Source organism: Helicobacter sp. WB40, from assembly GCF_027859275.1.
GTDB classification, from domain to species: Bacteria; Campylobacterota; Campylobacteria; order Campylobacterales; family Helicobacteraceae; genus Helicobacter_D; species Helicobacter_D ibis.
This window is the reverse complement of the sequence record NZ_JAQHXS010000006.1, coordinates 95151-120841: the sequence shown is the minus strand read 5'-3', so window position 1 is coordinate 120841 and position 25691 is coordinate 95151. Positions and strand designations below refer to the sequence as shown.

Genomic DNA, 25691 nt, shown 5'->3' with positions numbered 1-25691 from the left:
GATGATTAAAAAATGCCTTTTTCCTGCTGCTGGATATGGAACTAGATTCTTGCCATTTACAAAAGCAATGCCAAAAGAAATGCTACCAATAGTAAATAAACCACTAATGCAATATGGAGTAGAAGAAGCCATGAGTGCTGGCATATATAATATGGCGATAGTTACAGGAAGGGGCAAAAGAGCCATTGAAGATCACTTTGATATAAGCTATGAGCTAGAACACCAAATAAAAGGCACTGATAAAGAAATATATCTAAATGACATTAGAAAAATACTAAATACCTGTTCGTTCTCATATACAAGACAAATAGAGATGAAAGGCTTAGGGCATGCCATACTAACTGGTGAAAACCTAATAGGCAATGAGCCTTTTGCTGTAATATTAAGCGATGACTTATGTGATAACAATGGTGATTCTGTATTAAAACAAATGTGCAAAATATATGAAAAATATCGTTGCTCAATAGTAGCTGTAGAGGAAGTTGAAATAAATGAAGTAAGCAAATATGGGGTAATATCTGGCAAGGAAATAGATAATAATATAATAGTAGTCGATAATATGATAGAAAAACCAAACAAAGAAGAAGCACCAAGCAATCTAGCAGTAATAGGTAGATATATACTAACACCAGATATATTTCAGATTCTAAAAAATACAAAGCCGGGTAAAAATGGTGAGATTCAAATCACAGATGCATTATTAGAACAATGCAAAAATGGCATGGTTCTAGCATATAAATTTAATGGAACAAGATATGATTGCGGAAGCGTAGATGGGTTTATAAAAGCTACAAATGTGTTTTATCAAAAATACAAAGGATAACTTTGCATACGCTTGATTTTTTTGTATTAATTTGGATTTTATTAGCACTCACACTTCTGCCTTTTGTTGGACTATCTGCTGGGTTTGTCGCATATCAAGCAATAAAAGAATATCTAGCAGGACATGAAGATAAAGATAAGCTACTAAAAGATATAAACTATCTAATAGGAAGGCTAAAGAACAACGAATCTGCAGAAAGTGTGAATGAAGCAATAGAGGCATTTAAAAAACACTTCATGCCTTTTGGTGATATATCAAAAGAGAGCAAAGACTATCAAAATAGAATGGATTTTATATCTGCACTTGCATGGTGCAATGGCATTGATATAGACGAAGTTGTAAAACACAGAGAAGAATTAGTAAAATTAAATTCTAATTTCAAAAAAGAAATAGAAACAATAGTTGGTGCTGCACTAAAAAACAGAGAAGAAAACAAGAAAAAATAAAGGCAAAAAATGGATTATCTAAAAATAGTTGGCGGAGTAAAATTACAAGGTGCTATAAATATCTCTGGAGCGAAAAACGCCGCACTTCCGCTTATGGCTTCTACTTTATTATCAAAAAATACAACAACAATTAAGAATCTACCAAATGTCGTTGATATAAAGACATTTCTAAATTTACTAGAAATGCTTGGGAGTGATGTTGATTTTAATAACAATACTGCCACTATAAATACAAATAATCTAAAAAACACAAAAGCAACATATGATATAGTAAGGAAAATGAGGGCTTCAATACTAGTTTTAGGTCCTCTATTAGCTAGATTTAAACAATGTGAAGTATCTCTACCCGGAGGCTGTGCAATAGGAGCAAGACCTGTTGATTTGCATATAAAAGCATTAGAAAAAATGGGTGCAAATATAAAAGTAGAAAATGGATATATAGTAGCAGAAGCAAAACAAGGTCTAAAGGGTGCTATTATTAATTTTGACAAAATAACGGTAACTGGTAGCGAAAATATAATAATGGCTGCAAGTTTAGCACATGGGAAAAGCAAAGTATTAAATGTCGCAAAAGAGCCTGAAGTAGTGCAGTTATGCGAAGTATTACAACAAGCTGGTGTTGACATAAAAGGTATAGGAAGCGATGAACTTGAAATATATGGCACAAGCGGTGAGGGATTAGAATTTAAAGAAATAAGTGTAATACCGGATAGAATCGAAGCTGGGACATATTTGTGTGCTGCTGGGGTTACAAACTCTCAAATAACTCTTCATAATATAGATTCAACACATCTTGGAGCTGTGATTTCAAAGCTAGAAGAAATTGGCTTTAAACTAACCTACAATCAAGATTCAATTACAATCTACCCTGCAAAAGAGCTAAATGCATTTGAAATATCAACAGCAGAATACCCTGGATTCCCAACTGATATGCAAGCACAATTCATGGCTCTAGCCACGCAATGTAACGGGGTTAGCATAATAGAAGAAAGATTGTTTGAAAATAGATTCATGCATGTAAGCGAATTACAAAGAATGGGTGCAAACATAATACTAAAAAACAATACTGCTACTATAAATGGTAAAAGTGAGCTATTTGGTGCCCCTGTAATGGCAACTGACCTTAGAGCATCAAGTGCATTAATACTAGCTGCACTAATTGCAAACAAAGAAAGCACCATACATAGAATCTATCACTTAGATAGAGGATATGAAAATTTAGAAGAAAAGTTCTTAAAGTTAGGTGCAAATATAGTGCGAGAGAAAGAATGATTCCTCATATATCTGTATTAAAAGATGAAATTGTAAATTTATTTGATACAAAGCTAATAAATACTGGGGGAACTATCATTGATTGCACACTTGGATATGGTGGGCATACTCTAGCACTGCTAGAGAAATATATAAATATAAAAATAATAGCAATAGATAAAGATATAGAAGCAATAAACCTAGCTACAAAAAGGCTAGAAAAATATAAAGATAGATTAACAATAATCAACAATAGCTTCTCATCTGGCCTAAAAGAAGCCTTGCAAAATTCACAAGATATAGTAGGAATCCTAGCTGATATAGGAGTATCTTCAATGCAATTTGATAATTTAGAGAGAGGTTTTTCGTTTCTTTCAGATACTCTTGATATGAGAATGAATCTAGATTCACACTTTAGTGCTAGTGAGGTTATAAATAACTATTCAACCACTGAGTTAGAGAGAATCTTTAGGGATTTTGGAGAAATTAGAGAATATAAAAAACTAGCAAGGCTAATAGTAGAGACAAGAAAAAAGGAAAAAATACAAAGTAGCAAAGTCTTAAGCGAACTAATAGCAAAGAATTTCAAAAATGCCAAACTTCACCCAGCTACACTTGCATTTCAAGCAATAAGGATAGAGGTAAATAACGAACTCGGAGAATTACAAGAGATGCTAAATATCTGTAAAGATTCTAAGCTACAACATGGAGCTAGAATCGGTATTATTTCATTTCACTCGCTAGAAGATAGGATTATAAAGCTAGAGTTTAAAAAATGGGAACAATCATGCATATGTCCTAGTTCAGTAATGAAATGTATATGTGGTAATAATCATAAAATAGGACAAAATATATATAAAAAACCAATAACACCAAACATAGATGAAATAAACAACAACAACAGAGCAAGAAGTGCAAAATTAAGAGCATTTGAATTTATAAGGAATTAATTTGAATTATGATGATTTACTCTTAAAAGAAGAGGATAAAATACAAAAAACAAGCTTGTTTGATAGATTCTTCCAAAAAGAACCAAAGCTAACAGAAGAAAATTTGGACTTTTTAGATAAACAAGCACAACCACACACACAGCACACACAAGAAGCAGAAGACAATAAAGAGGTAGAGACAATAAACACAAGCCTAACACAAGAAGAAAAAGATTTGCTAACAGATGTGAGAGAAAATGTAGTAGCATTTAGTAGTCAAACCATACTAATAGCATTAAGTGCTATGATTATTGCTCTAGCGTTATTCATACCTAAAATATACATAAGAAACAACATATACTACACAAGCCGAAATATAATACAACTCCAAACACAACTAGATTCATTAAATGAAGAAAACAAGCATATAAAAAAACAACTAGAAGATATAAAATTCAACAATCTAACTTATGAGCTAGATTTCTCATCTCGCTAATCTTCACTCTCTTTAAAAGAAGCTATCTCGCCTCGTCTTCTTGCTATAAAAATTATTTTTACGCCACTTAGTGAGAATCTTTCTCTAAAAAAATTAACTAAATATCTTTTATAGCTAAAATGTATGCTATCTGGACGATTGCTAATTAATGCTATTTGAGGCGGTTTGCTTTCAAATTGAACTGCATAATATATTTTTACTATCTTACCTCTATCGCTTGGCAATGCGTGCTTAAAAGTTGCTTCTTTTATTAAGTCATTTATCTTTGAAGTTGGGATTCTTTGAGTGAAGTTTTCATAAACTTTTAAAATCTCATTTTCTAGCTTTTGTATATGTCTTTTATTCTTTGCTGATATTGTAATAATTGGTGCATAATCCAAAAACTTAAACCTAAGCCTAAAATCCTCCATAATACTAGAAAAATCCTTATGCACTATATCCCATTTATTAAACACAACTATAACCCCAAGCTTATACTCATCAATAAGTCCAGCAATTTTTTCATCTAATTCAACAAAAGGCTCTGAAGCATCTAAGACCAAAATTGCAATATCAGTCCTAGATAACACTTCTCTTGTACGATTTAATGCATACTTCTCTAATCCATCTATCCTACCCCTACGACGAATCCCTGCTGTATCCACGAAATTCACCCTAGTACCATTTATCTCACCTTCTTCATCTACTGGATCTATTGTTGTTCCTGCAACATTTGACACAACTGCTCTATCTTTTTGTAATAATGCATTTAAAAGTGAGCTTTTCCCAACATTTACTCTGCCTATTATCCCTATATTTATAACCTCATCATTAAACTTAGAATCTAAAAATTCCTCCAAGCTTTCATCATCATTATTTTCTAGCAAGTTTGCAATTGGATTATTTTGTATTGACTCTAAAATCGCCTCTTTTAAAGCATTAATCCCTCTATTGTGCGATACAGATATAAAAAAGCACTCTTTAGCTCCAAACTCCATAAACGACCAAGCTTCATCTTTTTCTTTATCATTATCTATTTTATTGACAACTAACAATATATTAGGATTCTTCTTTTGCAGTGAATAAAATATCTTTTTATCAATTTCATTTACACCACTTTTGCCATCTACTAGATATAGTATTAAATCAGAATCTTCCCCAGCTTGAAGTGATTTTTCGCTAACTTTTTTAAATAAAGAATCTTCTTCTAGCTTACCATCATCTAGCCCACCTGTATCAAGGAGCAAAAATTCTCTATCATTTATAGTTACGATTCCTTTTTTTACATCTCTAGTAGTTCCTGATACTTCAGAAGTAATAGCAATTCTTGCTTTAGATAATCTATTAAAAAGAGAGCTCTTACCAGCATTTGGTAGCCCAATTATCGCAATTTGTGCATAAAATTTATCCATATTCCACCATGAAAATAAAATCTCAAATTCTACTAAGAAGTTAGCTAAGTTGTCAAACATTTGTAGTATGATTTTAAAAACAAAAAGCAAGATAAACATGGAAAAAATAGCGGTAAGATCAATATTAATTGCATCAATACTATTTACAATTATGGGAATGATAGTAAAAGAACTAAGCTACAATATCCCTGTAATTGAAGTAGCATTTGCTAGGAATCTATTTGGTCTTATTTGGCTAGGTGTAGCACTGCTAATTAAACCACCCAAGCAAAAAGGAGGCAAACTTCTAGTTCTTATCTTTCGTGGAATAGTTGGTGGGAGTGCAATGATGGCATACTTTTATAATATGTCTGTAATGCCACTTGGAAGTGCTTATGCGTTTTCTTATACCTCTCCTATATTTCTTGCATTTTTAAGTATGATTTTAATTCATCAAAAGGTATCACTAAAGACTTGGGTTGCTATTTTTCTAGGCTTTAGCGGTATTTTGCTTATAAGCAATCCACAAGAGATAGAATTTACATTTTGGAATCTCACCATAGGGCTTTATAGTGGAATTGGAGCGGCACTTGCATATCTATCAGTAGCTGAACTAGCCAAGTATTACGATGGAAGGGTAATTATTCTATCTTTAATGTTATTTGGCTCAATACTGCCTCTAATAGCTCAACTAATACCATATTCTACATATCCTATTGCACTATTTGAGCCATTTGTAATGCCAAACTTAAATGAATTTTTATTATTTTTAGCACTTGGCGTTGTATCAACTTATGCACAAATATATATGACAAAGGCATATATGCTAGGAGACCCACCAATAATAGGGGCTATAAGTTATATAACTATATTTTTTGCAACATTTGCAGGAGTAATCTTGGGAGATAAAATTCCTCATTTCTTTGAAATTATTGGTATGGGACTTATTGTATGTGGAGGAATCTTAGCGGTATTTTCCAAGGTTAAATAACTACTCATGCCTTAGTGCTTCAATTGGATTAAGCCTTGATGCTCTCCTAGCAGGTAAATATCCAAAAATAATGCCAATAAATGCAGAAAACAAAAATGCAATTAACGCTATTATATAATCAAACAAAAATGGTATATCTAAAATACTAGTAATAGCTAAAGAGCCAAAAAACGCCAATACTATACCTATAACACCACCAAGGGAACTAAGCGTAATTGCTTCTATTAAAAACTGCAGTAACACCTCACTTTGCAATGCACCAATAGCAAGTCTAGTGCCTATTTCTTTCGTCCTCTCAGTAATTGATACAAGCATAATATTCATAATGCCAATCCCACCAACAATCAAACTAACTCCAGCAATAGCACTTAAAAAAAGTGTAAGATTCGATGTTGTACTTTTCATCATTTCTATTATTTGCTTTGTATCCATTATCTCAAAGTCATTCTTCTGTCCTTCTCTTATTTTTCTTATTTCTTGCAAGATTCTTGTAGCCTCTTGCGTAGCTAGACTTGAATCTACATTATCCTGCAAAGAAATCATTAGTCTATCTATATTATATAAAGAATCGCTCTTTAAAATACTTCTATGAAATGTCTTAAGTGGCAATAGCACAATATCATCTTGATCATTGCCCATAGCACCCTGACCCTTGCTTTCTAACACACCTACAACCTCACATACTATATTACTAAGCCTTATTTTTGAGCCTACACTTACATTATCGCCAAATAGATTCTTAGACACACTTCCACCAATAATACACACATTACTACCTGCCCTATAATCCTCCCTATTAAAGGATCTACCATATTGTAAATCCCAATTTGTTGCTACAAAATAATCATTATTAATTCCATGAATCTGCGTTTGTGTATTGTTTTTTTGGAATTGCACCAAAACACTGCTTGTGCTAATTGGTGCTACTGCTTTTACCAAGCTTCCCATTTGTAGCTTTAGTGAGTTTGCATCTTCTAGCATAAACTTTTTTCTCACACCTTTACCAGGACTTTGATCTCTTCCGGGAAACACAAGCAATAAATTGCTACCCAAACTACTCATTTGACTTGTTATAACTTGTGTTGTCCCATTACCTAAAGTTATCATAATAATAACTGCACCGACACCAATAATAACCCCAAGCATAGTCAAAATAGCTCTTAGAAAGTTTCTTTTAATCTGTCTGAATGCTAAAAAAAATGCATTTAAAATCATGAATCTTCCTTAGTGTCTGACTTCTTCTTGCCATCTAAAAACACAATTTCTCTACTCGCATACTTTGCCATATCACTCTCATGGGTAACCATTAAAATAGTAATCTTAGAATCCTTATTTAGATTCTGCAATATCTCCATTATCTCTACACTTCTTTTAGTGTCTAAATTACCAGTTGGTTCATCTGCAAGTAAAAATAATGGCTTTGATGCAATAGCTCTTGCAATAGCTACTCTTTGTTGCTGTCCTCCACTTAGCTCATTTGAACTATGATTGCACCACTTATCTAATCCAACTAACTCTAGCGCTTCCATAGAGATTCTTAGCCTCTCTTTTTTTGGAACCTGTCTATACAATAAAGGAAGCTCGACATTTTCTAGTGCAGTGGTTCTAGGAAGTAGATTGAATCCTTGAAAGATAAACCCTATATAATGTCGCCTAAGAAGTGCTTTTTGTTTGATATTTAACTCACTTACATTCACACCACAAAAATCATACACACCACTACTTGGACTATCAAGGCAACCTAGTATATTTGCTATTGTTGATTTGCCACTTCCACTAGGCCCCATTAATGCAACAAACTCACCCGCTTCAATGTCCAAACTAACACCTTTTAGTGCTTCAAATACATTTGTGCCTTTTCCATATCTTTTATGAATATTACTTAGCTTTATAAGACTCATCAATTCTGTCCAATAATAACTTTCATGCCAGTTTTTAACTCACTACTTCTTACTTCTGTGTATTCTCCATTGCTTATACCTACTTCTACTTCTATTTCCTTTGGAACTTTATTTTCAAGAATCCAAATTGAATTATTTGCTACTTGTTTTATTGATTTTACTCTTGTCTTTGGACGGCTAAAAAGGCTGAAACTTGGTTTTTGCTTTGAATCTATGCTTATCTTTGGAACAAAATATAAAGCACTAGATGGAACTAATAGTGCATCTTTTACACTTGCTACTTCAATATCTGCGGTTGCACTCATTCCCGGACGTAACAATAACTCGCTATTATCAACATAGATTCTTGCTTCATAGCTTACTATATTATTTGTACTTGTAGTTTGGCTTGAGGTAGAATTAGTATTTGATGAACCAAAATTTACCCTATCTACTACAGCACTAAATGTTTTATTAGGATATGAATCTACACCAAATAAAACTTTCTGACCTTCTTTTACTTTACCAATATCAGCCTCACTAATGCTAGCATTTAGCTCCATTTCCTCTAAACTTTCTGCAACAATAAAAAACTCCGGCGCTTGAAAAGATGCTGCAACACTTTGCCCAACTTCAATAGAACGACTTAAAACAATACCATCAATTGGGGTTGTGATTTTAGAGTTTCGTAAATCAACTTGAGTAGAAGCAATTGCTGTTTCTATCTCTTTTATGTTTGCTTTTTTAATCTCAACATCACTTATGGCTAAATTATACTCACTCCTTACACTCTCTAACTCCAAAATAGAAGGTGTTTTACCTCCTGTTTTTTCATATAAATTCTTATATTGTTTATATTTCCACTCTTTTTCACTTAGACTAACTTCTGCACTCTTTAGTTGTGCTTTTGCACTACCTAGTTGTGCTTGATATTTATATAAATTTTGTTCAATACTCTCACTATCTATTCTTGCTAGAATCTGCCCCTTTTTTACTCTATCATTTACATCTACTAACACTTCTAATACAATCCCTGATATAACAGAACCAATTGCTACTTCATTTGTTGGAGATAAAGAACCATTTGCAGAAATTGTGCTTTTTATATCGCCTATCGTAACTTCTCTAGTTATATAATTAATCTCTGGTGCTTTTGTGTTTATATAGTATAAAATTCCGAATACGGCACAGATAATACAAATAATAGAACCATAAATTAGTATTATCTTTTTGTAGTTTTTCTTTGGATTTATATTTTTTAATATATCTTTAGTTTCAATCATTATTGTCCCTCAATATATAAATTCCCACCAAATGCCTTAAAAAGCATAATCAAAGATTGACTTTGTGCATTTAAAGAAGAATACAAATTTTTCTTAGAATTATTTAATGATGCGTTATTTTCTCTTAATTCAAGCTCATCAATTAACCCTATACTTCTTCTATTTGTAGCAAACATAAAATAATCTTGTGCATTTTTAAATCTTAGATAATTGTTTTTAGTTTGTATTTGAGTATTTTTGATATTAAAAAGAGAATTTTCAATTTCAAAAAATGCATTATTTAATGAATCTTGTAATGACAAATAATTTTCTTTTAAAAGCTCATTTTGCAAAAAATAATTCTGCGTTAATTGTGTCCTATTAAAAATAGGAGCACTAATTGAACTTGCTATACTCCATGCTATATTGCTATTATTTTGCAATACTTCACTTACATTACCGCTAATTGAAATTATCGGAAAGAGAGATGAGTAAGCCTCACTTTTATTGTAAATTTGAGAATACAAAGAATAAATATTTGCTCTTATATCTGGGCGAGATAATATTGCATTCGCTGGAATCTTCTCAAAAGAAAATAAAAAATCATCCTTATAGCTAAAAGAAGGACTTAAAACAAAAGGAAGGGATTTTAGATCAAGCAAAATAAGTAAAGCATTTTTACTCTCTTCAAACTGCTTTTTTAGAATCTCTAGCGTATTTTGCTCATTTGTTAATAAATCCTGCTTTGTAAAAAGCTCTGTGCTATCTAACAAACCATTTTCAACTTTTAGCCTAGTTAGCTCTAAGAGCTCTGCATAATGAGTAATGTTTTCTTTTGTTAATGATATATTTAAATTATATTCTTGCAAATTAAAATATAAGCTAGTTACATCAGATAACAAGGTTATTTGCGTAGCCCTAAAATCTTCCATACTCTTTTTATATAGAGATTCTTTTGAATTTTTAGCATTAGTATTTTTACCAAAAACATCTATCTCCCAAGATAGATTGCCTAAAGCTTGTGTTTGAAAGCCACTTCCTTTGCTTTTTGAACCACCAAAAGAAGCACTATCCTTAGGGAAAAACTCACTAAATGCGACCTTTAATGCACTTTCTGCTTGCAAGATTCTACTTTGCATAATTTGCAAATTTATATTTTTAAGAAGTGCTATATCATATAGATTCCTTAAATTCTCATCTTCAAATAGATAATATAGCTGAATCTCTGGACTAAGAACCTTGGTGTCTTTTGAAGTTTGTATTAGAGATTCATTATTAAAGCTTGTTGGTATATTCTTTGATAACTCACTATTGCTAGGGATAGTAACACAAGCACTAAGAAAAAATACAGCAAATAAAACAAAAAATCTTAAAAATACATTCAAGCTCATGTGCTACTTTTAATAGCTTTCTTTTCTTTTGTTTTTAGTGGCTTTTCTTTTGGATATAGCGATGAATGCCATAACGAAAATCCAACAAGCGAGATTCCAGAAATTACATGTATGTTCTTTGCAACTTTATTTTTCAAAAATAATGCACTTCCTGCAGTTAGCACCAAACTAACACTCATGCCTATCTTTGCTATTTCCCTTTTTGTCTCTAACTTATCCATTCTATCCCTTTTTATTCTTTGATTTTTTATATTTTCTATATGCATTACTCATAGTCTTAGCAGATAATACAGCACTTAGAGTAGTTGTAATAATTAATAAAAAATTCACCTTTTTACCTTTATTCTCTGTAATGCATTTAATAAAAGTGCAATTGTAGTTCCATTGTGTGCAAATGCAGTCTGAATCGCAGTTAGCTTACCAAGTGATGCAAGTCCTAAAATAAGACTATTTACACCAACTGTTATCTTAAAACTTCTTTTGACCTTATTTAAGCACATTATTGCTAACTCTCTTGCATCAGCTACAGATTCTACATCATCTCTTAATAGAACAACATCAGCACTAGCTTTGGCAATATCTGCACCCTTACACATTCCAATACCTGTATCAGCTTTAATTAAAGCTGGTGCATCATTTATACCATCTCCTACAAATGCTACCTTTTTGCCTTCCTTCATAATATCTTCTAAAATCTCAGCCTTTTGTGTCGGGAGAAGCTCTGCATAAAATCTATTAATTCCTAATATATCAGCTACTTCTTGTGCTTTTTGCTTTGTGTCTCCAGTTAGCATTATTATTTCTTTGACCCCACTTGCTCTAAGTCTATCTAATGCTACTTTTGCATTATCTCTTAACACATCTTTTAACAATATAACCCCTAAAAGCTCACCATCATAACCGATAAATAATGGTGTATCGCCATCTTTTAGAATCTCATTCATTCGTATGCTATGTGGTGCAAAAGGTATTTTCTCATCATCTTCTAAGAAATGCCTACTTCCAATTATTACTTCTTTCCCACCTATTTCACTTTTTACTCCATGTGCTACTATAAATGTAACTTCATCATGGTGGATATGCGTAAAATCCTTTGCCTTAGCTGCTTTTACTATTGCTTGGGCTACTGGATGGAAGTAATGCTCTTCAATACTTGCTGCAAGATTTAATATCTCATCACTGCTAAATTCCTGCGAAAAAGAATGTACACTAAGAACTTCTAAATCACCATTAGTAAGCGTCCCTGTCTTATCAAATATAAATACCTCACTCATTTGCAATGCTTCTAGGCTTTTAGCACCTTTTATTATTATCCCCTCTTTTCCAGCAGATGAAATAGCAGCCTTAAATGTAACTGGTGTTGTAAGCTTTAATGCACAAGAATAATCAGCTTGTAAAACACTAGCCAACCTCATTAAATCTTTAGTAAAAACATATGATAAAGTAGCAAGTCCTAAGGTAATAGGCACTAATGAATCTGCCATTTTTGAGGCTTCTAATTCTCTTTTTGACTTTTGCACCAAAGTTTCTTCAATATAGGTTTTAATCTTTGACATTGCAGTATCTTCACCAACGCCTTCAGCCCATACTTTTATTTTGCCTTCTTGCACTATTGTGCCTGATAGAACTCTATCACCTCTATTTTTTTGACATGGAGTAGCCTCGCCTGTCATTGATATTTGATTTACTAATGCTTCACCTTCTAAAATATGTCCATCAACTAATATGGTATCTCCAGCACCAATGACAACTATATCACCAACTTTTAATTCATTGCTATCAACCTGTATTAAACTGACCTCATCATCATGTCTAGTCTCAACCCACGCTAAACCACCTGTTGGCTTTGATAGCTCCTTGATTAAATCATCACTTTTATACATTGTGAGCTCTTCAATATACTCTCCAAGTGCAAGCATAAAATTTGTAGAATTTGCTGTTTTGAAATCCTGCAAGTAAAGTGAAATAGCAACCGCCATAGCTTCTAGTGTGCGTGAAGTAAGTCCGCTCTCCATAGTCTCTCTAATCCCACTAAACAAAAGTGGGAAACAAGCAATAAGCGAAAACCCCATTTGTGTTGGCTTATTATTAACAATAGATGAAGAAATGAGTGCAGTTCCTGCTCTAACAACCTCTGCACTACTTGGAATCTCATCTCTTAGGGCAATGTAACTTTCTTCATTATGTTTATTGGAAATAGTAATCTGCTTTGAAAGCACCTTGTAGATTCTATTTTGAATCTCTAATAAATCACCAGAATATTCGACAATAATATTATTCAAAATAGAATTAACCCTAACGCTATATATCCCTTCTATCTTGTCTAGCTCAACTCTTAATTGCAATGGATTTACCTTAAAGCCATTAAGAGTTACATACTTGAATCTAGCCCTAGACTTTGTGCTATGGATTATGCTTAATAGTAAAGCATGTTCGTTATTTTTATACAAATTTTAGTCCTGTTTTACTTCTGCTTTTGCATCTTCATATCGTTCTTTTAGCTCTTCAATACCAGCTTCAAATAACTCACTCACCTTTGCAAATCCCTTAAAAAGTGTCCTTTGTGCATTCTCATTTGTCAAAAGAAAAGTAGCAACAGCACCTATTAGAGCACCTTTTATAAAATCTCTTTGAGAATCTTGATTGCCGAAGATTCCGCCAATGTCATTTGTTGTATTTGAATTTTGATTATTTTTGTTTATGTATGGATTGTTTTTGTTTGGTAATGCCATTTTATTCCTTTATTAGTTTTATGTCTTTATTTAATATCTTATCTACGCCATAAACACCTGCTATGCCTACCCCCACATAAGATACTGCCTCTATTGTGCTTTGCAGTGGAGTTTTATTTATATTCCCTATTGCATTTGTAGCTGCTATTGCACTTGCAGTTACGATTCCACCTTCTATTGTTGCTTTTATAGTGTTTTTAATAGCAATATTTTTATCAATTTCACCATTTTTATATTTAGAATATCCATAAGCACTACTTAAAATAAATCCTATAAAAGCACCACTAAAAGCATGTCCTACAACAGATCTTTTAGCACCTGTATTCACTATCATTTCTTAGTCCTCTTTGTCGTTTTCTTTAAAGTTGTTTCATCTGCTTTGGTAGTTTTGGTGATATTTGCAAGACTATCTTTTATATCAGCTACTTCACTATTTATCTTTTCATACGCATTTTTTGAAATTTCTTTTCCTTTATTTATTACGCACTTTACTTCTTTACTATTTAATACATCTTTTATCTTATCTCTTTTGCTAAATGCTACCGCAACTGCAGACCCAACAACTAATCCAGCTATAAATGGTAATGCCATAACTATTCCTCCTCATTTTTATTTTTGTTTAAAAACTCATTTAATACCATAGCACCAAGACCTCCAGCTATCATTCCACCTATTAATGAGTAATTTAGCTTATTTAAAAACCCCTCTAGCTCACCTTGAGATAGCTCTCCATTTTGAAGTCTATATAGCATCTCTTGCGTCTCTCCTATCAGCTCTTTACCTGTGTTAAGTTGGTTTAGCACAGATTGAGTAGCTAAGTTTGGAACTCTATTTTGTAATAGTGGCAAATGATTGTTATAAATGTTTGCTTCAATTTTATAAAAAAGATCCAAGTTAATTGAATCTTGCTCAAGCGATTCAATGTTTGAATAAAAGCTAATTAAAGATTCTTCAAGAACTAGTGGTTCTCCTACTAAATTACTCTCCAAATATTCGCTAGATTCAACATTGAGCTCTAAAAGTCTAACTTTAATAGCATTAATATGCGACATATGTGATTGTGCCAATATATTTGAAATAGAATCTATTTTGTTGGCATAAAAGTTATAAACTGCATATTCTCTTTGTAGAGATTCTAATAAATTATCTACCACTATATCTCCTTTTTAAACTCATTAATAATATCTGCTATTTTCTCTAAATTCTCACCATTTATCCATTCGTCCCAAAAGTTAGAATGAAGAATATTATTATCATATAAAATCGTAATTGAGCCTATTAACTTATTAAACTTAAACTCCAAAATTGCAGGTATTGATTTTATCGTCTCTAAAATACTATCTATATTTATTTGACTATCGCTTATAGCACCCTTTAAAGATAGACTAGCCCTAAGGCGAATCCTTCCCTTTGAGTGATGTATTATGCTAAAGTATTTTGAAATAAAACGCAAATCATCAGAAGTAATTTTATAATTCTTTATATCTTCTTTTGTAATTTGTTTCACAAGCCCTGCTTAAAATTGAAATTTATAAATTTTATGCTATTACATTTAAAAAATAACTTAAAGAATAAAAATAAAAAATGAGAATCAGTAATACTTATTTTATTTAATGAATATTATTTTTATAACAATGATAATGACAACTAAAAAACTAGTATTTTAATAATTATGATGTGTTTTTTAAACATTTAATTGATAAAATTTAGAAATTTTAAACTTTAAGGACACACATTATGGATAGACCAATTGCTAGCAAGGAATCAATTGAGAAATTTTTTGCAACTTGCAAAGAATTTGAAGTAGAGTTTATTGATTTTAGATTCACAGATATTAAGGGAGTTTGGCATCACCTCTCATTTAGTGCAAGTAGTATTGATGAGAGTAGCTTTGAAGGAATCCCATTTGATGGTAGCTCAATTCACGCATGGCAACCAGTAAATAAATCAGACATGATCCTAATCCCAGATCCAGTAAGATACTTCATAGATCCCTTTACCGCCGATACTACAATGGTTGTGTTTTGCGATGTTTGGGATATTTATAAAAATGAGCCTTATGAAAAATGTCCTAGAAGTATTGTAAAAAGAGCAATGCAATATCTAAAAGATACAGGAATCGGTGATGTAGCCTACTATGGACCAGAAAATGAATTTTTTGTGTTTGATTCAATTAAGATGAAAGATTCTGTAAATTGTCAATATTATGAGATTGACACAGAAGAAGGTGAGTGGAATAGATCTAAAGAATACGAAGGGGTAAATCTAGGTCATAGACCAGGACTTAAAGGTGGATACTTCCCAGTAGCTCCAGTAGATAGCATGGTTGATATTAGAGCAGAAATGGTAAAGGTTCTTAATCAAGTTGGACTAGAAACCTTTGTAGTGCATCATGAAGTCGCACAAGGACAAGGCGAAATAGGAGTGAAGTTTGGCGATATGCTTGAGGCTGCTGATAATGTCCAAAAGTTAAAATATGTCGTAAAAATGGTAGCCCACCTAAATGGTAAAACTGCAACCTTCATGCCAAAGCCACTTTATAATGACAATGGAAGCGGAATGCATACTCATATAAGCATTTGGAAAAATGGAAAGAATCTTTTTGCAGGAGATTCTTATGAGGGCATGAGTGAGCTATCAATGCACTTTTTAGGGGGCGTATTAAAGCATGCTAGAGGTTTAGCAGCTTTTACAAATGCTTCTACAAACTCTTATAAAAGACTAATTCCGGGCTTTGAAGCACCAAGTATCCTTACATATTCAGCACAAAATAGAAGTGCAAGTATTAGAATCCCATACAATAGCGGAGAGAAGGCAAAGAGAATGGAGTTTAGATTCCCAGATAGTTCGGCAAACCCTTATCTAGCATTCTCTGCACTTCTAATGGCAGGATTAGATGGAATTAAAAATAAAATTAATCCGGGTGAGCCTATGGAGATGAATCTTTTTGAATTACACTTAGATGAAATAAGAGAAAAAGGCATTAAACAACTTCCACACACACTTCGCCATGCAGTAGAAGAAATGCTACTTGATAAAGCTTATTTAAAAGAAGGAAATGTCTTTAGTGAAGAATTTATCCAAACTTACAAAGCTTACAAGTTTGAAACAGAAATTTGGCCTTGGGAAGCTCGTCCGCATCCATTTGAATTTTTAACAACTTATAGTTGCTAATGGACAAAATATTATTTGTAACACTGGGTGGAGCACTTGGTGCTACATTTAGATACTTACTTAGCACATATTTAGTTAATTATTTTTCTAACAATCACTTTATAAGTTTTATAACACCAATTTTCATAATAAATGGTCTTGGTTGTTTTATAGCTGGAATCATTTTTTCTTTAATAAACGAAGAAAATTTAAAATTATTTTTGTTAGTTGGCATACTTGGTGGATTTACGACGTTTTCATCATTTGGATTGGAATTCTTACAAATAGCAAAGGAAAAAAATCTTATCTTAGCCTTTGTATATGTTGTATCAACAAATATTTTTGCAATAATTAGTGTTTATATCGGATATCAATGTATGCAATTTACAAATACATAAACTTCAAGGGACAATATGACAAATGAAGAATACTTACAAAATATACAGATTCTTAATCTATGGGCAAAGCATTACTATGTGCTAGATGACCCTATAGCCACAGATGAGGAATATGACAAACTATACAAAGAAGTGCAAAAATACGAAGAAGAAAATCCGCAAAAAATCAGCAAAGATTCACCAACCCAAAGAGTTGGAGATGTGACAATAGAATCTTTTAACAAACAAGAACATATTGAAAGAATGTGGAGCTTGGAAGATGTCTTTAATGAAGATGAAATGCAAGAATGGATAAACAAAGTAAATAGGGCTTCAAATTTTAGTAAGTTTATATTTAGTGTTGATCCAAAATTCGATGGCGCAAGTCTAAGCCTACTATATGAAAATGGGGAGCTACAAAAAGCCATAACAAGAGGTGATGGGCTAATAGGTGAAGATGTAACACATAATGCAAGAACTATAAAAAGCATACCCCTAACAATCCCATACAAAGAAAAAATAGAAATAAGAGGAGAATGTGTAATTTCAAAACATGACTTTGAATCTTTGAATAACGAACGATTAAAATTAGATCAACCAATATTTGCAAATCCTAGAAATGCAGCTGCAGGAAGTTTAAGGCAACTAGATTCAAAGATAACTGCAAATAGAAAATTACAATTTATTCCATGGGGTGTTGGATACTGCACAATACAAGAAAATAATTTCTTTAATCTAATGGAACTTATCCGCAGTTTTGGCTTTATAAAATCTCCACTATCAAGAATCTGCAATAATGAAAATGAAATACAACAAACCTATAAAGAATATATAGAAAAAAGACAAGACTACAACATAATGTTAGATGGAATGGTAATTAGAATAAATGATATATCACTACAAAAAGTTCTAGGTTTTACAATTAAAGCTCCCCGCTTTGCTTGTGCATACAAATTTCCCGCAACAGAAAAAAGGGCAAAATTGCTAGACATAACACTTCAAGTAGGTAGAAGTGGCGTAATAACTCCAGTAGCAGAACTAGAATCGGTGCTAATCGATGGTGCAAATATAAGCCGTGCAACCTTGCATAATTTCGATGAAATAAGAAAAAAAGACATAAAAATAGGAGACCATGTCTTGCTTATAAGAAGTGGAGATGTAATACCAAAGATAATAAAGCCTATAAAAGAGCTAAGAAATGGAAGTGAGAAAGAAATAATAAAGCCAACAAATTGTCCAATATGCAATAGCAAATTATTAATAGAAGAAAAGCTAATAAAATGTCAAAATATTGACTGCAAAGCAAGAATCAAAAACACATTAATACACTTTGTAAGTAAAAATGCACTTGATATAGAAGGGCTTGGTAAAAGCATAATTGAGATTCTATACACAAATAACAAAATAGAAAAAATAGAAGATATTTATAGTTTAAATAGTGATAGTTTTGAAGGACTAGAAGGATTTAAAGATAAAAAAATAAATAATATTATAGAAGGGATTGAGGGAACTAAAAATAGCCCATTGTGGAGATTTATAAATGCGCTTGGCATAGAGCATATAGGACAAGGTGCAAGTAAAAAGTTAGCATTAGCATTTGGCTTAGACTTCTATGCTAAAAGCTATGATGATTATTTGAATATAGATGGCTTTGGAGAAGAGATGGCAAACTCTCTAGTAGAGTTTTGTAGCGTTAATAAAGAAAGAATAGAATATCTATTAGAAAAAATACAACCAACAATAGAGACAATACAAACAAACTCACAAATAGCAAACAAGACTTTTGTCCTAACAGGCACACTAAGCAAACCAAGAGAATATTATAAAGAATTATTAGAAAAAAACGGAGCTACTATAAGCTCTAGCGTTTCTAAGAAAACTGACTTTGTCTTATGTGGAGAAAACGCTGGTTCAAAGCTAAAAAAAGCACAAGAGTTAGAAATACAAATTCTAAGTGAAGAAGAAATATTAAAGATATTAGGAGAATAGATGAGATTTTTATTTTGTTTTTTTATCACAATTACTTTAGCATTTGGAAACTTACAAAATATCTTTGAGGAAATCGTAGATACAAACTCGAATCTAAAAGACAAAAGTGCAAAAGAGCTAATAGCAAACTCTCAAAAAAAATTAATACTATTAGAATCTTTTTTAAATGAAGTTATAAAATCGCAAATAAAACAAAAAGACTATGATGATGTAATAAATACTCTAAAAGAACAAATAACAATCAACCAAAATATAGGGAATCTATACCTAGCAAAACTAAAAGAAATAGAGCTAAATACAATTCTTGCTCACCAAATTTTAGAAAACAGCATATATGAGATACAAAAAAGCAACACTATCTTAGAAAACAAAGAAAACTTAAACACACACATACAATCATATATAGATAAACTAAATAAATTACAAAACATAAAATTAGACAATGAATCTAAAACATTACAAAACAATTTAAATGAACTATTAAATATAATAACAACATGCAAAGAAATTTTAAAATTCCTAGCATTAAATGAAGAATCTCTATTAAGCAATAGCATAATAGATAAATTAAGCATATCTCATATTCTTGGCTTCATAGAATCAAAACTAAACATACTAGAAATACAACAAAGTAAAATAATAAGTAAGATAATATTAAGCGCATTTGTATTTATTGTGCTATTTTTACTAAAAGGCGTCATTGCAAATTTAATAGTAAAGACAATTGCACTTCTATCAAAATTCCTACAGTCAAACACGATTCAATGCAGAATAAAAGCTCAAATAAATCGTCCCATTATAACTATTATCACAATTTTGAGCATACAAATATCCTTAGCCATTTTAATATATCCAAACAATATAGAATCAAAATACCAACTATGGTTAAATTTTGCTTATATATTATCATTTGCATGGTTTTTTATACTTTTGTTTAAAGGTTATATAGTAGAAATATTAGGCGACATGCTAGAGAAACAAAATAACTTTAGAAAAGAAGTTATGAATCTCATTTTAAAAACCATGTATTTTGTAATTTTTATCATCACTCTTTTAGCACTATTAAAAAACTTTGGATTTAATATCTCTGCAATTGTAGCTTCCTTAGGCATTGGCGGTATTGCTGTTGCACTAGCCATTAAAGATACGCTAGCAAATTTCTTTGCTTCAATTATAGTTTTAGTTGATAATTCATTTAATCAAGGAGATTTGATAGCTTGTGGAGATATTGAAGGAGTTGTTGTAGAAATGGGTCTTAGAAGGACAACTGTTAGAACATTTGATAATGCTTTATTGTTCGTGCCAAACTCAATTTTAGCAAATACTTCTATAAGAAACTGGAATCGCAGGAAAGCTGGTAGAATGATAAGAATGACAATAGGAATAACCTATTCTGCTAAACTAGAACAAATACAAACATGCATAAAAGACATAAAAGAAATGCTAGAAAACAATCCAAAAATTGCAAAAGCAACAGATGATAGAGACACCAGTGAGCTAAAAAGAATGCTTGTGCATAAAAATATAGTATCAAGCGATGATTTACTTGGGTATAAAAACACTATTTATGTTGGATTTGATAATTTTGGAGATAGTTCTTTAAATATTTTAGTGCATTGTTTCTCTGCATCTACACAATGGAGTGAATGGATGAATACAAAAGAAGAAATATGCTATGAAATTTTTAAAATAGTAGAGAAAAACAATCTTAGCTTTGCATTCCCATCACAGAGCATATATATAGAGAGTATGCCAAAATAAACATCTACTTTGGTGTTTATTTGTGAAAATTAATCATTAGCCATCATAACTTCATACATATACCAAGCAACAACATCACAACCTCTAGCATTTAAATGAATCCAATCCAAAAACAAAGTCTCTTTTGAAGAAGTAGTAGCATAATTTGCATCATAGACTTTAACTTTTACAATCTCTTTAAATTCTCTAAGCAAAGATTCTTCATACTCTAAATGAGAAAAATAATATGGAGGATAAGTTTTTAGAGCTTCTTTTTGTCCATGAAGTTCATCTTGTGTTTTATGAAGTTTTTGGTGTAAAAGTGGAGTTATAAAGCCATAAAATTTCGCTCCACTACTACTTACTACTCTGCTAAATTGCTCGATTCTAAAGGCTATTGATTTAAGTATCAAACCATAATCAACCTCTTTTATACGGAATCTAAAATCAGAGTATAAAGGAATTTTACTATCAAAAATATTTCTGCACTCACTCTCTACAAATGGGTGATAATACAACATACAATCTCTTAACAACGATTCATCTGAAATTGAAGCTGTAATTAACTCATTACCAAAAAATACACACATAACAATATCTGGGCGTAAAGATTCAAAGAGTGATAAATACAACATACACATATCAGATGTGTTATAACCTGATATGCCTAAATTTAATACTTTATAGCTAATAAGGGAATCCCCCCCCCCCCGCAGGAGAATTCAATAAACCCTCTAATCTCTTAGCAATTGTAGATTCTAATGCTACCTCATCAGCCCTCATAACACTAGAACCAAAGCATAACACAAACTTAGTATTTATATCTCTATTTTTTAAAGAATGAAAATCAACTTCTTCTCTAAAGAAAAAATTCTTATCACTACAAGATCTATCAGTAAAGACATGAAAATAAGGATAATGCAACAAATCATTATCACTTTGCTTAAAAGAAGTGGTAAAGATTCTAGCAAAAGAGTTTAGCTCTGGATATTTATCTTCTACCTTTTTCAGTAGTTCTTTTTTGGATTCTACTTCTTTTATTTTCTTTTCTTTATATTCTTTTATAATTTCTTTGTATATTTGCTGAAAATTATTTAGTTTATAGTCATCTTCTAAAAGTGTATCAATAAAGCTTATAGCACTAAACCTATCCTTAAAAGATTCCAAATAAGAATTACGAAAATCGCCCAAATTTATAACTTTGATAACATTTAAATCAAAATCAAGCTGAAGCAACTTATTTTTTGCATTTTCTTGTGCATCTTCATCATTTAGACAGATTAATATTAACCTTGCTACTTTTATATCTTCTAAAGATACAAAATCACTGCCAAAAGGCAGTGCAAAGTCATCGACTATCTTATATGTAAGCCTTAGTTCTTTGCAGATTCCTAAGACATGCTTTCCAGTTACACCAAATCCATATACAAGCACATCACATTTCATAGCAATCCTTAAAGCTTAGGTGGCAACAAATCCCGCTTTCTACCAGCCAAAATTATAAGCAATATAGTTCCTGCTACAAAATAATATAAAAATGTAGGGATTGGCAATGGATCACCAGCAGCATAAGAATGCAATCCAGATAGATAATAATTCACTCCAAAATATGTCATCAATATAGAATAAAATGCGATCACAGATAATGCTGCAAACACGAATGGATTATCCCCTTTTGGCAAGAATCTAACATGCAACACAATTGCATAAACCACAATAGATATTAACGCCCAAGTCTCTTTTGGATCCCATCCCCAATATCTACCCCAAGATTCATTTGCCCATACACCGCCCAAGAAATTACCAACCGTAAGCATAGCAAGACCTAAAATCATTGACATTTCATTGATTGTGTGTATGGTTAGTAGAGTTTTGTCTATTTGAGGATTCTTACCTCTAAAGATAAACAATAACAAACTAATTGCACCAAGAATAAAACAAAGCCCTAAAAATCCATAACTAGCAGTAATAATTGATACATGTATATTTAGCCAATAAGACTTTAATACAGGCACTAAATTTCCAATTTGAGGATCCATAAATCCAAGATGCGCTACAAACAAACAAATACCGGCTAGAAAGCTAGAAGCAGCCAATGCTAAATAACTCTTCCTAAAAAACACAACTCCAGCAATACCAGAGGCCCATGCAACATATATCATAGATTCATAAGCATTACTCCAAGGTGCATGCTCACCTACATACCAACGCACCCCAAGTCCAATAGTGTGTATAATGACTAATAATAAAATAAATAAATGTATCAATTTTGAAGGTAAAATAACCACATTTTTATCACGCAGAATTTGAATTAATACAACTATAAATAGTATCACACCAGCCAAGATATAAAATAAAGTTAAATTATCAAAAATATTGTAATGGTTTAAAAATATCTCTAATTGCACTCTTTTTGCCTCTGGTAGAAGCTCTCCACCAAATTGGGCTTGAATCTGCTTAAATGCACTTAATGCTAATGTTGCATTCTCCCAATTATCCTCAACTAACCCTTGATTGAAGCTTGCAAAATATGCTTGAAATAACTTGTGTAAATGATCTCTATCTTCTTGTTTAAATGTAGCCATAGCCTCTGTTGGAGCATACCAAGTAGTGCTTTCTTTGTTAAAATCAGGTATGATTCTTAAGCTTTGTGCTGTATAGATTAAAAATGCAACATTTATCCTCTCATCAACCGCAATAACATCTTTATCGAACTTATCTCTCATTGATGGCTTTTTTCTATTCGCCTCCTCTAAGTAATTTATAAGCTTATATTGACCATTAACAAATGCATCATCAAAGGCTATATATTTTTCACTCTCATCAACACCTATTACCTGCTTTAACTTTGGAGATGAAATTGAAATCATTTTTACTTTTTTAAACTCATTTGGATATGTCATCATTCCTAAGAATAATTGCATATTGCTAAGACCTAAGAATTCATTTTTCTTAGTCATTTTATGCATATATTCCATAGCCATTGTATCAAGTGGCTTAATCCTCCCACCAAAATCTTGTATCAATAACTCACCAAAGGAGTTTGCATGATCTTTTGATTTTTCTTTTAGATTCTTTATTAAATCCAGCACATTTTCACTTGTAATCTCTGGCATTTCTTCATTTGTAATTTCATCAGCTTTTGGAATCTCTACTGATTTACCGCCATGCATATCTATTTTTTCTTGTTCATTTGCATATATAGGAGTGCTAGATATAGAAGCTATAAATAATGCTGCAATGGCTAAATTTTGTGCTTTTAAATATCTGCCTAATTTATAAAATCTACCATTTTTAGCAAAAAACGCCCACAAAAGACCAATAGTTAGCATTGCATAACCTATATATGTAGGAATTTTGCCCGGATCTCTATTTACAGATAATATTGTTCCTAACTCATCTTGATCATAAGAAGATTGGAAGAATCTAAACCCACCATAATCAAGAACATTATTCATGTATATCCTATGTGGCTCTTCTATATTGTTTGCATCATCTATTACTACAACTTCAGATTCATAAGATGACGGACTCATAGATCCAGCATATCTATCTAAAATAAAATCATCAAGCCTAATTGCAAATGGAAGAGTAATAATTCTAGCACCCCACTCTAGTGCAAACTTATGCTCACCAAGCTCAAATCTAACAAGATTCCCATTACCACCATCTTTTGGCACCTCTATTGTTTCTACATTATCCTTATATGATACTTCCACTTTTAAAAAATCAAATGACATCTTATCTTTAGCAGGTAGATAATCTACGAATTTAACATTCAAACTACTATCCATAAATGGTAATGAATGATCAAAAGATTCTTGCACCAATGGTGTTATTGTAGTTGGAAAAAATGCTCTATATACCTTATCATCTACTTTAGCAAGTATTGTTAAAAACTCCTCTTGCGACTTCATGGTATTTACACTCTCTCCTTCTCTTATATGCATAACCCCCTCAAAACCATAATATCTAGTAATAGCAGCTCCAACAAATATCACCACAAATGACGCATGAAATAACAAACTAGCATACTTTTTTCTCTGTAATGCACGAGACAGCACCATAAGTCCAATTAAGTTTAAAATAATTAAAAAATGAAGCAAATCAAACCATTGTGTATCATATATCAACGCCCTAGCAGATGGAGTGCCATAATCATTTTCTACAAATGTAGCTACACCACAGGCACTAGCATAAATAATCATCAAAACTATACTAACTTGAAAACTACAAAACCCCTTAAAAATATTATTTAATACATTTTTCATACACCCATATCCTTAAATATATTTTGCAATTCATTTTTTATTACAGATTCATCTTTACTTGTGGAATCTTTTATATAATTTAAAGTAGCCAAAAACTTATCTTTAGGCATATATCCCGGATAGACAAACATTATCTCACCTTTAGGATTTAAAAATACCAAAGTAGGTGTAGGCACAACTTGATACTTTTTTCCAAACTCTGCAGTGCTTATCTCACTGTCTAAAAAATCAACTTGATGCATTTTAGAATAACTAAGATTCACATAATAAGGAGAAAAATCATTCTTTAAAATACTTTTTATTTCATGATCGTCTTTTACTATTTCTTTTAATTTATCGCAATAAATACAGCCATTAGCAGCAAAAACCAGAAAATAAGGCTTGTTATTTGTTATAATTTTATTAGTGTCTAAAAATACATCAGCAACATCGATATATGAGTTTTTATCGATATTATTATGTGCGTCTAATTGTTCTTTGGTATTTTTCGTCCCACTTGATACAACACTAGAATCAACAGAATCTCCACAACCGAATAAAAAAATAGCCATAATCAAAACAAAGATAAACTTCATTACTAATCCCCTAGA

The 25691-nt window shown here is 31.7% G+C and carries 26 protein-coding genes; 10 read left to right on the top strand and 16 right to left on the bottom strand.

All coding sequences use genetic code 11. From position 1 onward, the window contains the following. The first annotated feature begins 1 nt into the window (after position 1). Genes galU through PF022_RS05925 form a run of 5 tightly spaced genes read left to right on the top strand, consistent with a single transcriptional unit; the run spans position 2 to position 3945 of the window. Positions 2-823, top strand: coding sequence for a UTP--glucose-1-phosphate uridylyltransferase GalU (gene galU, locus PF022_RS05945; RefSeq protein WP_271023166.1), 822 nt, complete (start codon positions 2-4; stop codon positions 821-823). Between the two features lie 2 nt (positions 824-825). Further along, the gene (locus tag PF022_RS05940; RefSeq protein ID WP_271023164.1) at positions 826-1269 is read left to right on the top strand and encodes a hypothetical protein; all 444 of its coding nucleotides are present in this window, start codon (positions 826-828) and stop codon (positions 1267-1269) included. 9 nt (positions 1270-1278) lie between these two features. Further along, the gene (gene murA / locus PF022_RS05935; RefSeq protein WP_271023162.1) at positions 1279-2541 is read left to right on the top strand and encodes a UDP-N-acetylglucosamine 1-carboxyvinyltransferase; all 1263 of its coding nucleotides are present in this window, start codon (positions 1279-1281) and stop codon (positions 2539-2541) included. Then, on the top strand, positions 2538-3470 hold the full coding sequence (rsmH, locus tag PF022_RS05930) for a 16S rRNA (cytosine(1402)-N(4))-methyltransferase RsmH (RefSeq protein WP_271023158.1): 933 nt from the start codon (positions 2538-2540) through the stop codon (positions 3468-3470). The genes murA and rsmH overlap by 4 nt, the downstream gene beginning before the upstream one ends. Before the next feature lies 1 nt (position 3471). Next, entirely contained in the window at positions 3472-3945 is a 474-nt protein-coding gene (locus PF022_RS05925; RefSeq protein ID WP_271023155.1) for a hypothetical protein, read from the top strand. On the opposite strand, the gene der is transcribed toward PF022_RS05925, so the two are convergent. After that, the gene (der, locus tag PF022_RS05920; protein WP_271023152.1) at positions 3942-5336 is read right to left on the bottom strand and encodes a ribosome biogenesis GTPase Der; all 1395 of its coding nucleotides are present in this window, start codon (positions 5334-5336) and stop codon (positions 3942-3944) included. The two genes, PF022_RS05925 and der, sit on opposite strands and share 4 nt — an antisense overlap. Positions 5337-5433: 97 nt before the next feature. Between der and PF022_RS05915 the strand changes: the two genes are divergently transcribed. Continuing rightward, positions 5434-6306, top strand: a complete 873-nt coding sequence (locus PF022_RS05915) for a DMT family transporter (protein WP_271021357.1) — start codon at positions 5434-5436, stop codon at positions 6304-6306. Here PF022_RS05915 and PF022_RS05910 read toward each other — a convergent pair whose 3' ends face one another. The 11 genes from PF022_RS05910 to PF022_RS05860 all read right to left on the bottom strand — a co-directional run bounded on the left by PF022_RS05910 (position 6307) and on the right by PF022_RS05860 (position 15078). Beyond that, complete coding sequence (locus tag PF022_RS05910; protein ID WP_271021358.1) at positions 6307-7521, bottom strand: ABC transporter permease; 1215 nt, start codon at positions 7519-7521, stop codon at positions 6307-6309. Continuing rightward, complete coding sequence (locus PF022_RS05905) at positions 7518-8207, bottom strand: ABC transporter ATP-binding protein (protein ID WP_271021359.1); 690 nt, start codon at positions 8205-8207, stop codon at positions 7518-7520. Before PF022_RS05905 ends, PF022_RS05910 begins: the two co-directional genes overlap by 4 nt. Further along, positions 8207-9469 carry an efflux RND transporter periplasmic adaptor subunit gene (locus tag PF022_RS05900; protein ID WP_271021360.1) on the bottom strand — a complete coding sequence of 421 codons (1263 nt, stop codon included), beginning with the start codon at positions 9467-9469 and terminating at the stop codon, positions 8207-8209. The genes PF022_RS05905 and PF022_RS05900 overlap by 1 nt, the downstream gene beginning before the upstream one ends. Further along, on the bottom strand, positions 9469-10839 hold the full coding sequence (locus tag PF022_RS05895; protein ID WP_271021362.1) for a TolC family protein: 1371 nt from the start codon (positions 10837-10839) through the stop codon (positions 9469-9471). Before PF022_RS05895 ends, PF022_RS05900 begins: the two co-directional genes overlap by 1 nt. Continuing rightward, complete coding sequence (locus PF022_RS05890) at positions 10836-11060, bottom strand: hypothetical protein (RefSeq protein WP_271021363.1); 225 nt, start codon at positions 11058-11060, stop codon at positions 10836-10838. The genes PF022_RS05895 and PF022_RS05890 overlap by 4 nt, the downstream gene beginning before the upstream one ends. 105 nt (positions 11061-11165) lie before the next feature. Continuing rightward, positions 11166-13289, bottom strand: a complete 2124-nt coding sequence (locus PF022_RS05885) for a heavy metal translocating P-type ATPase (protein WP_271021364.1) — start codon at positions 13287-13289, stop codon at positions 11166-11168. Between the two features lie 3 nt (positions 13290-13292). Next, on the bottom strand, positions 13293-13571 hold the full coding sequence (locus PF022_RS05880; RefSeq protein WP_271021365.1) for a YtxH domain-containing protein: 279 nt from the start codon (positions 13569-13571) through the stop codon (positions 13293-13295). Position 13572: 1 nt separating this feature from the next. Then, positions 13573-13905 carry a hypothetical protein gene (locus PF022_RS05875; protein ID WP_271023151.1) on the bottom strand — a complete coding sequence of 111 codons (333 nt, stop codon included), beginning with the start codon at positions 13903-13905 and terminating at the stop codon, positions 13573-13575. Beyond that, positions 13902-14162, bottom strand: coding sequence for a hypothetical protein (locus PF022_RS05870; RefSeq protein ID WP_271021368.1), 261 nt, complete (start codon positions 14160-14162; stop codon positions 13902-13904). Before PF022_RS05870 ends, PF022_RS05875 begins: the two co-directional genes overlap by 4 nt. Positions 14163-14164: 2 nt before the next feature. Continuing rightward, on the bottom strand, positions 14165-14725 hold the full coding sequence (locus tag PF022_RS05865) for a hypothetical protein (RefSeq protein ID WP_271021369.1): 561 nt from the start codon (positions 14723-14725) through the stop codon (positions 14165-14167). Further along, positions 14725-15078, bottom strand: a complete 354-nt coding sequence (locus tag PF022_RS05860; protein ID WP_271023149.1) for an HMA2 domain-containing protein — start codon at positions 15076-15078, stop codon at positions 14725-14727. The genes PF022_RS05865 and PF022_RS05860 overlap by 1 nt, the downstream gene beginning before the upstream one ends. Positions 15079-15308: 230 nt before the next feature. On the opposite strand from PF022_RS05860, the gene glnA reads away from it, so the two are divergent. From glnA to PF022_RS05840, 4 genes are read left to right on the top strand one after another with little or no spacing between them, the layout of a single operon-like run. Then, complete coding sequence (glnA, locus tag PF022_RS05855; protein ID WP_271021371.1) at positions 15309-16745, top strand: type I glutamate--ammonia ligase; 1437 nt, start codon at positions 15309-15311, stop codon at positions 16743-16745. Beyond that, complete coding sequence (locus tag PF022_RS05850) at positions 16745-17122, top strand: fluoride efflux transporter FluC (RefSeq protein ID WP_271023147.1); 378 nt, start codon at positions 16745-16747, stop codon at positions 17120-17122. The genes glnA and PF022_RS05850 overlap by 1 nt, the downstream gene beginning before the upstream one ends. Positions 17123-17137: 15 nt before the next feature. Continuing rightward, the gene (gene ligA, locus PF022_RS05845) at positions 17138-19090 is read left to right on the top strand and encodes an NAD-dependent DNA ligase LigA (RefSeq protein ID WP_271023145.1); all 1953 of its coding nucleotides are present in this window, start codon (positions 17138-17140) and stop codon (positions 19088-19090) included. Then, positions 19091-20851 carry a mechanosensitive ion channel family protein gene (locus tag PF022_RS05840; protein ID WP_271021375.1) on the top strand — a complete coding sequence of 587 codons (1761 nt, stop codon included), beginning with the start codon at positions 19091-19093 and terminating at the stop codon, positions 20849-20851. Between the two features lie 29 nt (positions 20852-20880). Here PF022_RS05840 and PF022_RS05835 read toward each other — a convergent pair whose 3' ends face one another. From PF022_RS05835 to PF022_RS05820, 4 genes are read right to left on the bottom strand one after another with little or no spacing between them, the layout of a single operon-like run. Then, positions 20881-21465 carry a hypothetical protein gene (locus tag PF022_RS05835; protein ID WP_271023143.1) on the bottom strand — a complete coding sequence of 195 codons (585 nt, stop codon included), beginning with the start codon at positions 21463-21465 and terminating at the stop codon, positions 20881-20883. Positions 21466-21517: 52 nt separating this feature from the next. Then, complete coding sequence (locus PF022_RS05830) at positions 21518-22276, bottom strand: hypothetical protein (RefSeq protein ID WP_271023141.1); 759 nt, start codon at positions 22274-22276, stop codon at positions 21518-21520. An 8-nt stretch (positions 22277-22284) separates the two neighbouring features. Then, complete coding sequence (ccsA, locus tag PF022_RS05825; RefSeq protein WP_271023139.1) at positions 22285-25101, bottom strand: cytochrome c biogenesis protein CcsA; 2817 nt, start codon at positions 25099-25101, stop codon at positions 22285-22287. Then, on the bottom strand, positions 25098-25676 hold the full coding sequence (locus PF022_RS05820; protein ID WP_271021379.1) for a SoxW family protein: 579 nt from the start codon (positions 25674-25676) through the stop codon (positions 25098-25100). The genes ccsA and PF022_RS05820 overlap by 4 nt, the downstream gene beginning before the upstream one ends. Between the last annotated feature and the right edge of the window lie 15 nt (positions 25677-25691).

What these genes read in the sequence shown, in the direction of transcription:
- galU (WP_271023166.1), top strand. Translation starts at nt 2, where the DNA reads ATGATTAAAAAATGCCTTTTTCCTGCTGCTGGATATGGAACTAGATTC.
- murA (WP_271023162.1), top strand. Translation starts at nt 1,279, where the DNA reads ATGGATTATCTAAAAATAGTTGGCGGAGTAAAATTACAAGGTGCTATA.
- rsmH (WP_271023158.1), top strand. Translation starts at nt 2,538, where the DNA reads ATGATTCCTCATATATCTGTATTAAAAGATGAAATTGTAAATTTATTT.
- der (WP_271023152.1), bottom strand. Translation starts at nt 5,336, where the DNA reads ATGGATAAATTTTATGCACAAATTGCGATAATTGGGCTACCAAATGCT.
- PF022_RS05915 (WP_271021357.1), top strand. Translation starts at nt 5,434, where the DNA reads ATGGAAAAAATAGCGGTAAGATCAATATTAATTGCATCAATACTATTT.
- PF022_RS05910 (WP_271021358.1), bottom strand. Translation starts at nt 7,521, where the DNA reads ATGATTTTAAATGCATTTTTTTTAGCATTCAGACAGATTAAAAGAAAC.
- PF022_RS05905 (WP_271021359.1), bottom strand. Translation starts at nt 8,207, where the DNA reads ATGAGTCTTATAAAGCTAAGTAATATTCATAAAAGATATGGAAAAGGC.
- PF022_RS05900 (WP_271021360.1), bottom strand. Translation starts at nt 9,469, where the DNA reads ATGATTGAAACTAAAGATATATTAAAAAATATAAATCCAAAGAAAAAC.
- PF022_RS05895 (WP_271021362.1), bottom strand. Translation starts at nt 10,839, where the DNA reads ATGAGCTTGAATGTATTTTTAAGATTTTTTGTTTTATTTGCTGTATTT.
- PF022_RS05890 (WP_271021363.1), bottom strand. Translation starts at nt 11,060, where the DNA reads ATGGATAAGTTAGAGACAAAAAGGGAAATAGCAAAGATAGGCATGAGT.
- PF022_RS05880 (WP_271021365.1), bottom strand. Translation starts at nt 13,571, where the DNA reads ATGGCATTACCAAACAAAAACAATCCATACATAAACAAAAATAATCAA.
- PF022_RS05875 (WP_271023151.1), bottom strand. Translation starts at nt 13,905, where the DNA reads ATGATAGTGAATACAGGTGCTAAAAGATCTGTTGTAGGACATGCTTTT.
- PF022_RS05870 (WP_271021368.1), bottom strand. Translation starts at nt 14,162, where the DNA reads ATGGCATTACCATTTATAGCTGGATTAGTTGTTGGGTCTGCAGTTGCG.
- glnA (WP_271021371.1), top strand. Translation starts at nt 15,309, where the DNA reads ATGGATAGACCAATTGCTAGCAAGGAATCAATTGAGAAATTTTTTGCA.
- PF022_RS05850 (WP_271023147.1), top strand. Translation starts at nt 16,745, where the DNA reads ATGGACAAAATATTATTTGTAACACTGGGTGGAGCACTTGGTGCTACA.
- ligA (WP_271023145.1), top strand. Translation starts at nt 17,138, where the DNA reads ATGACAAATGAAGAATACTTACAAAATATACAGATTCTTAATCTATGG.
- PF022_RS05840 (WP_271021375.1), top strand. Translation starts at nt 19,091, where the DNA reads ATGAGATTTTTATTTTGTTTTTTTATCACAATTACTTTAGCATTTGGA.
- PF022_RS05835 (WP_271023143.1), bottom strand. Translation starts at nt 21,465, where the DNA reads ATGTTGTATTTATCACTCTTTGAATCTTTACGCCCAGATATTGTTATG.
- PF022_RS05830 (WP_271023141.1), bottom strand. Translation starts at nt 22,276, where the DNA reads ATGAAATGTGATGTGCTTGTATATGGATTTGGTGTAACTGGAAAGCAT.
- ccsA (WP_271023139.1), bottom strand. Translation starts at nt 25,101, where the DNA reads ATGAAAAATGTATTAAATAATATTTTTAAGGGGTTTTGTAGTTTTCAA.
- PF022_RS05820 (WP_271021379.1), bottom strand. Translation starts at nt 25,676, where the DNA reads ATGAAGTTTATCTTTGTTTTGATTATGGCTATTTTTTTATTCGGTTGT.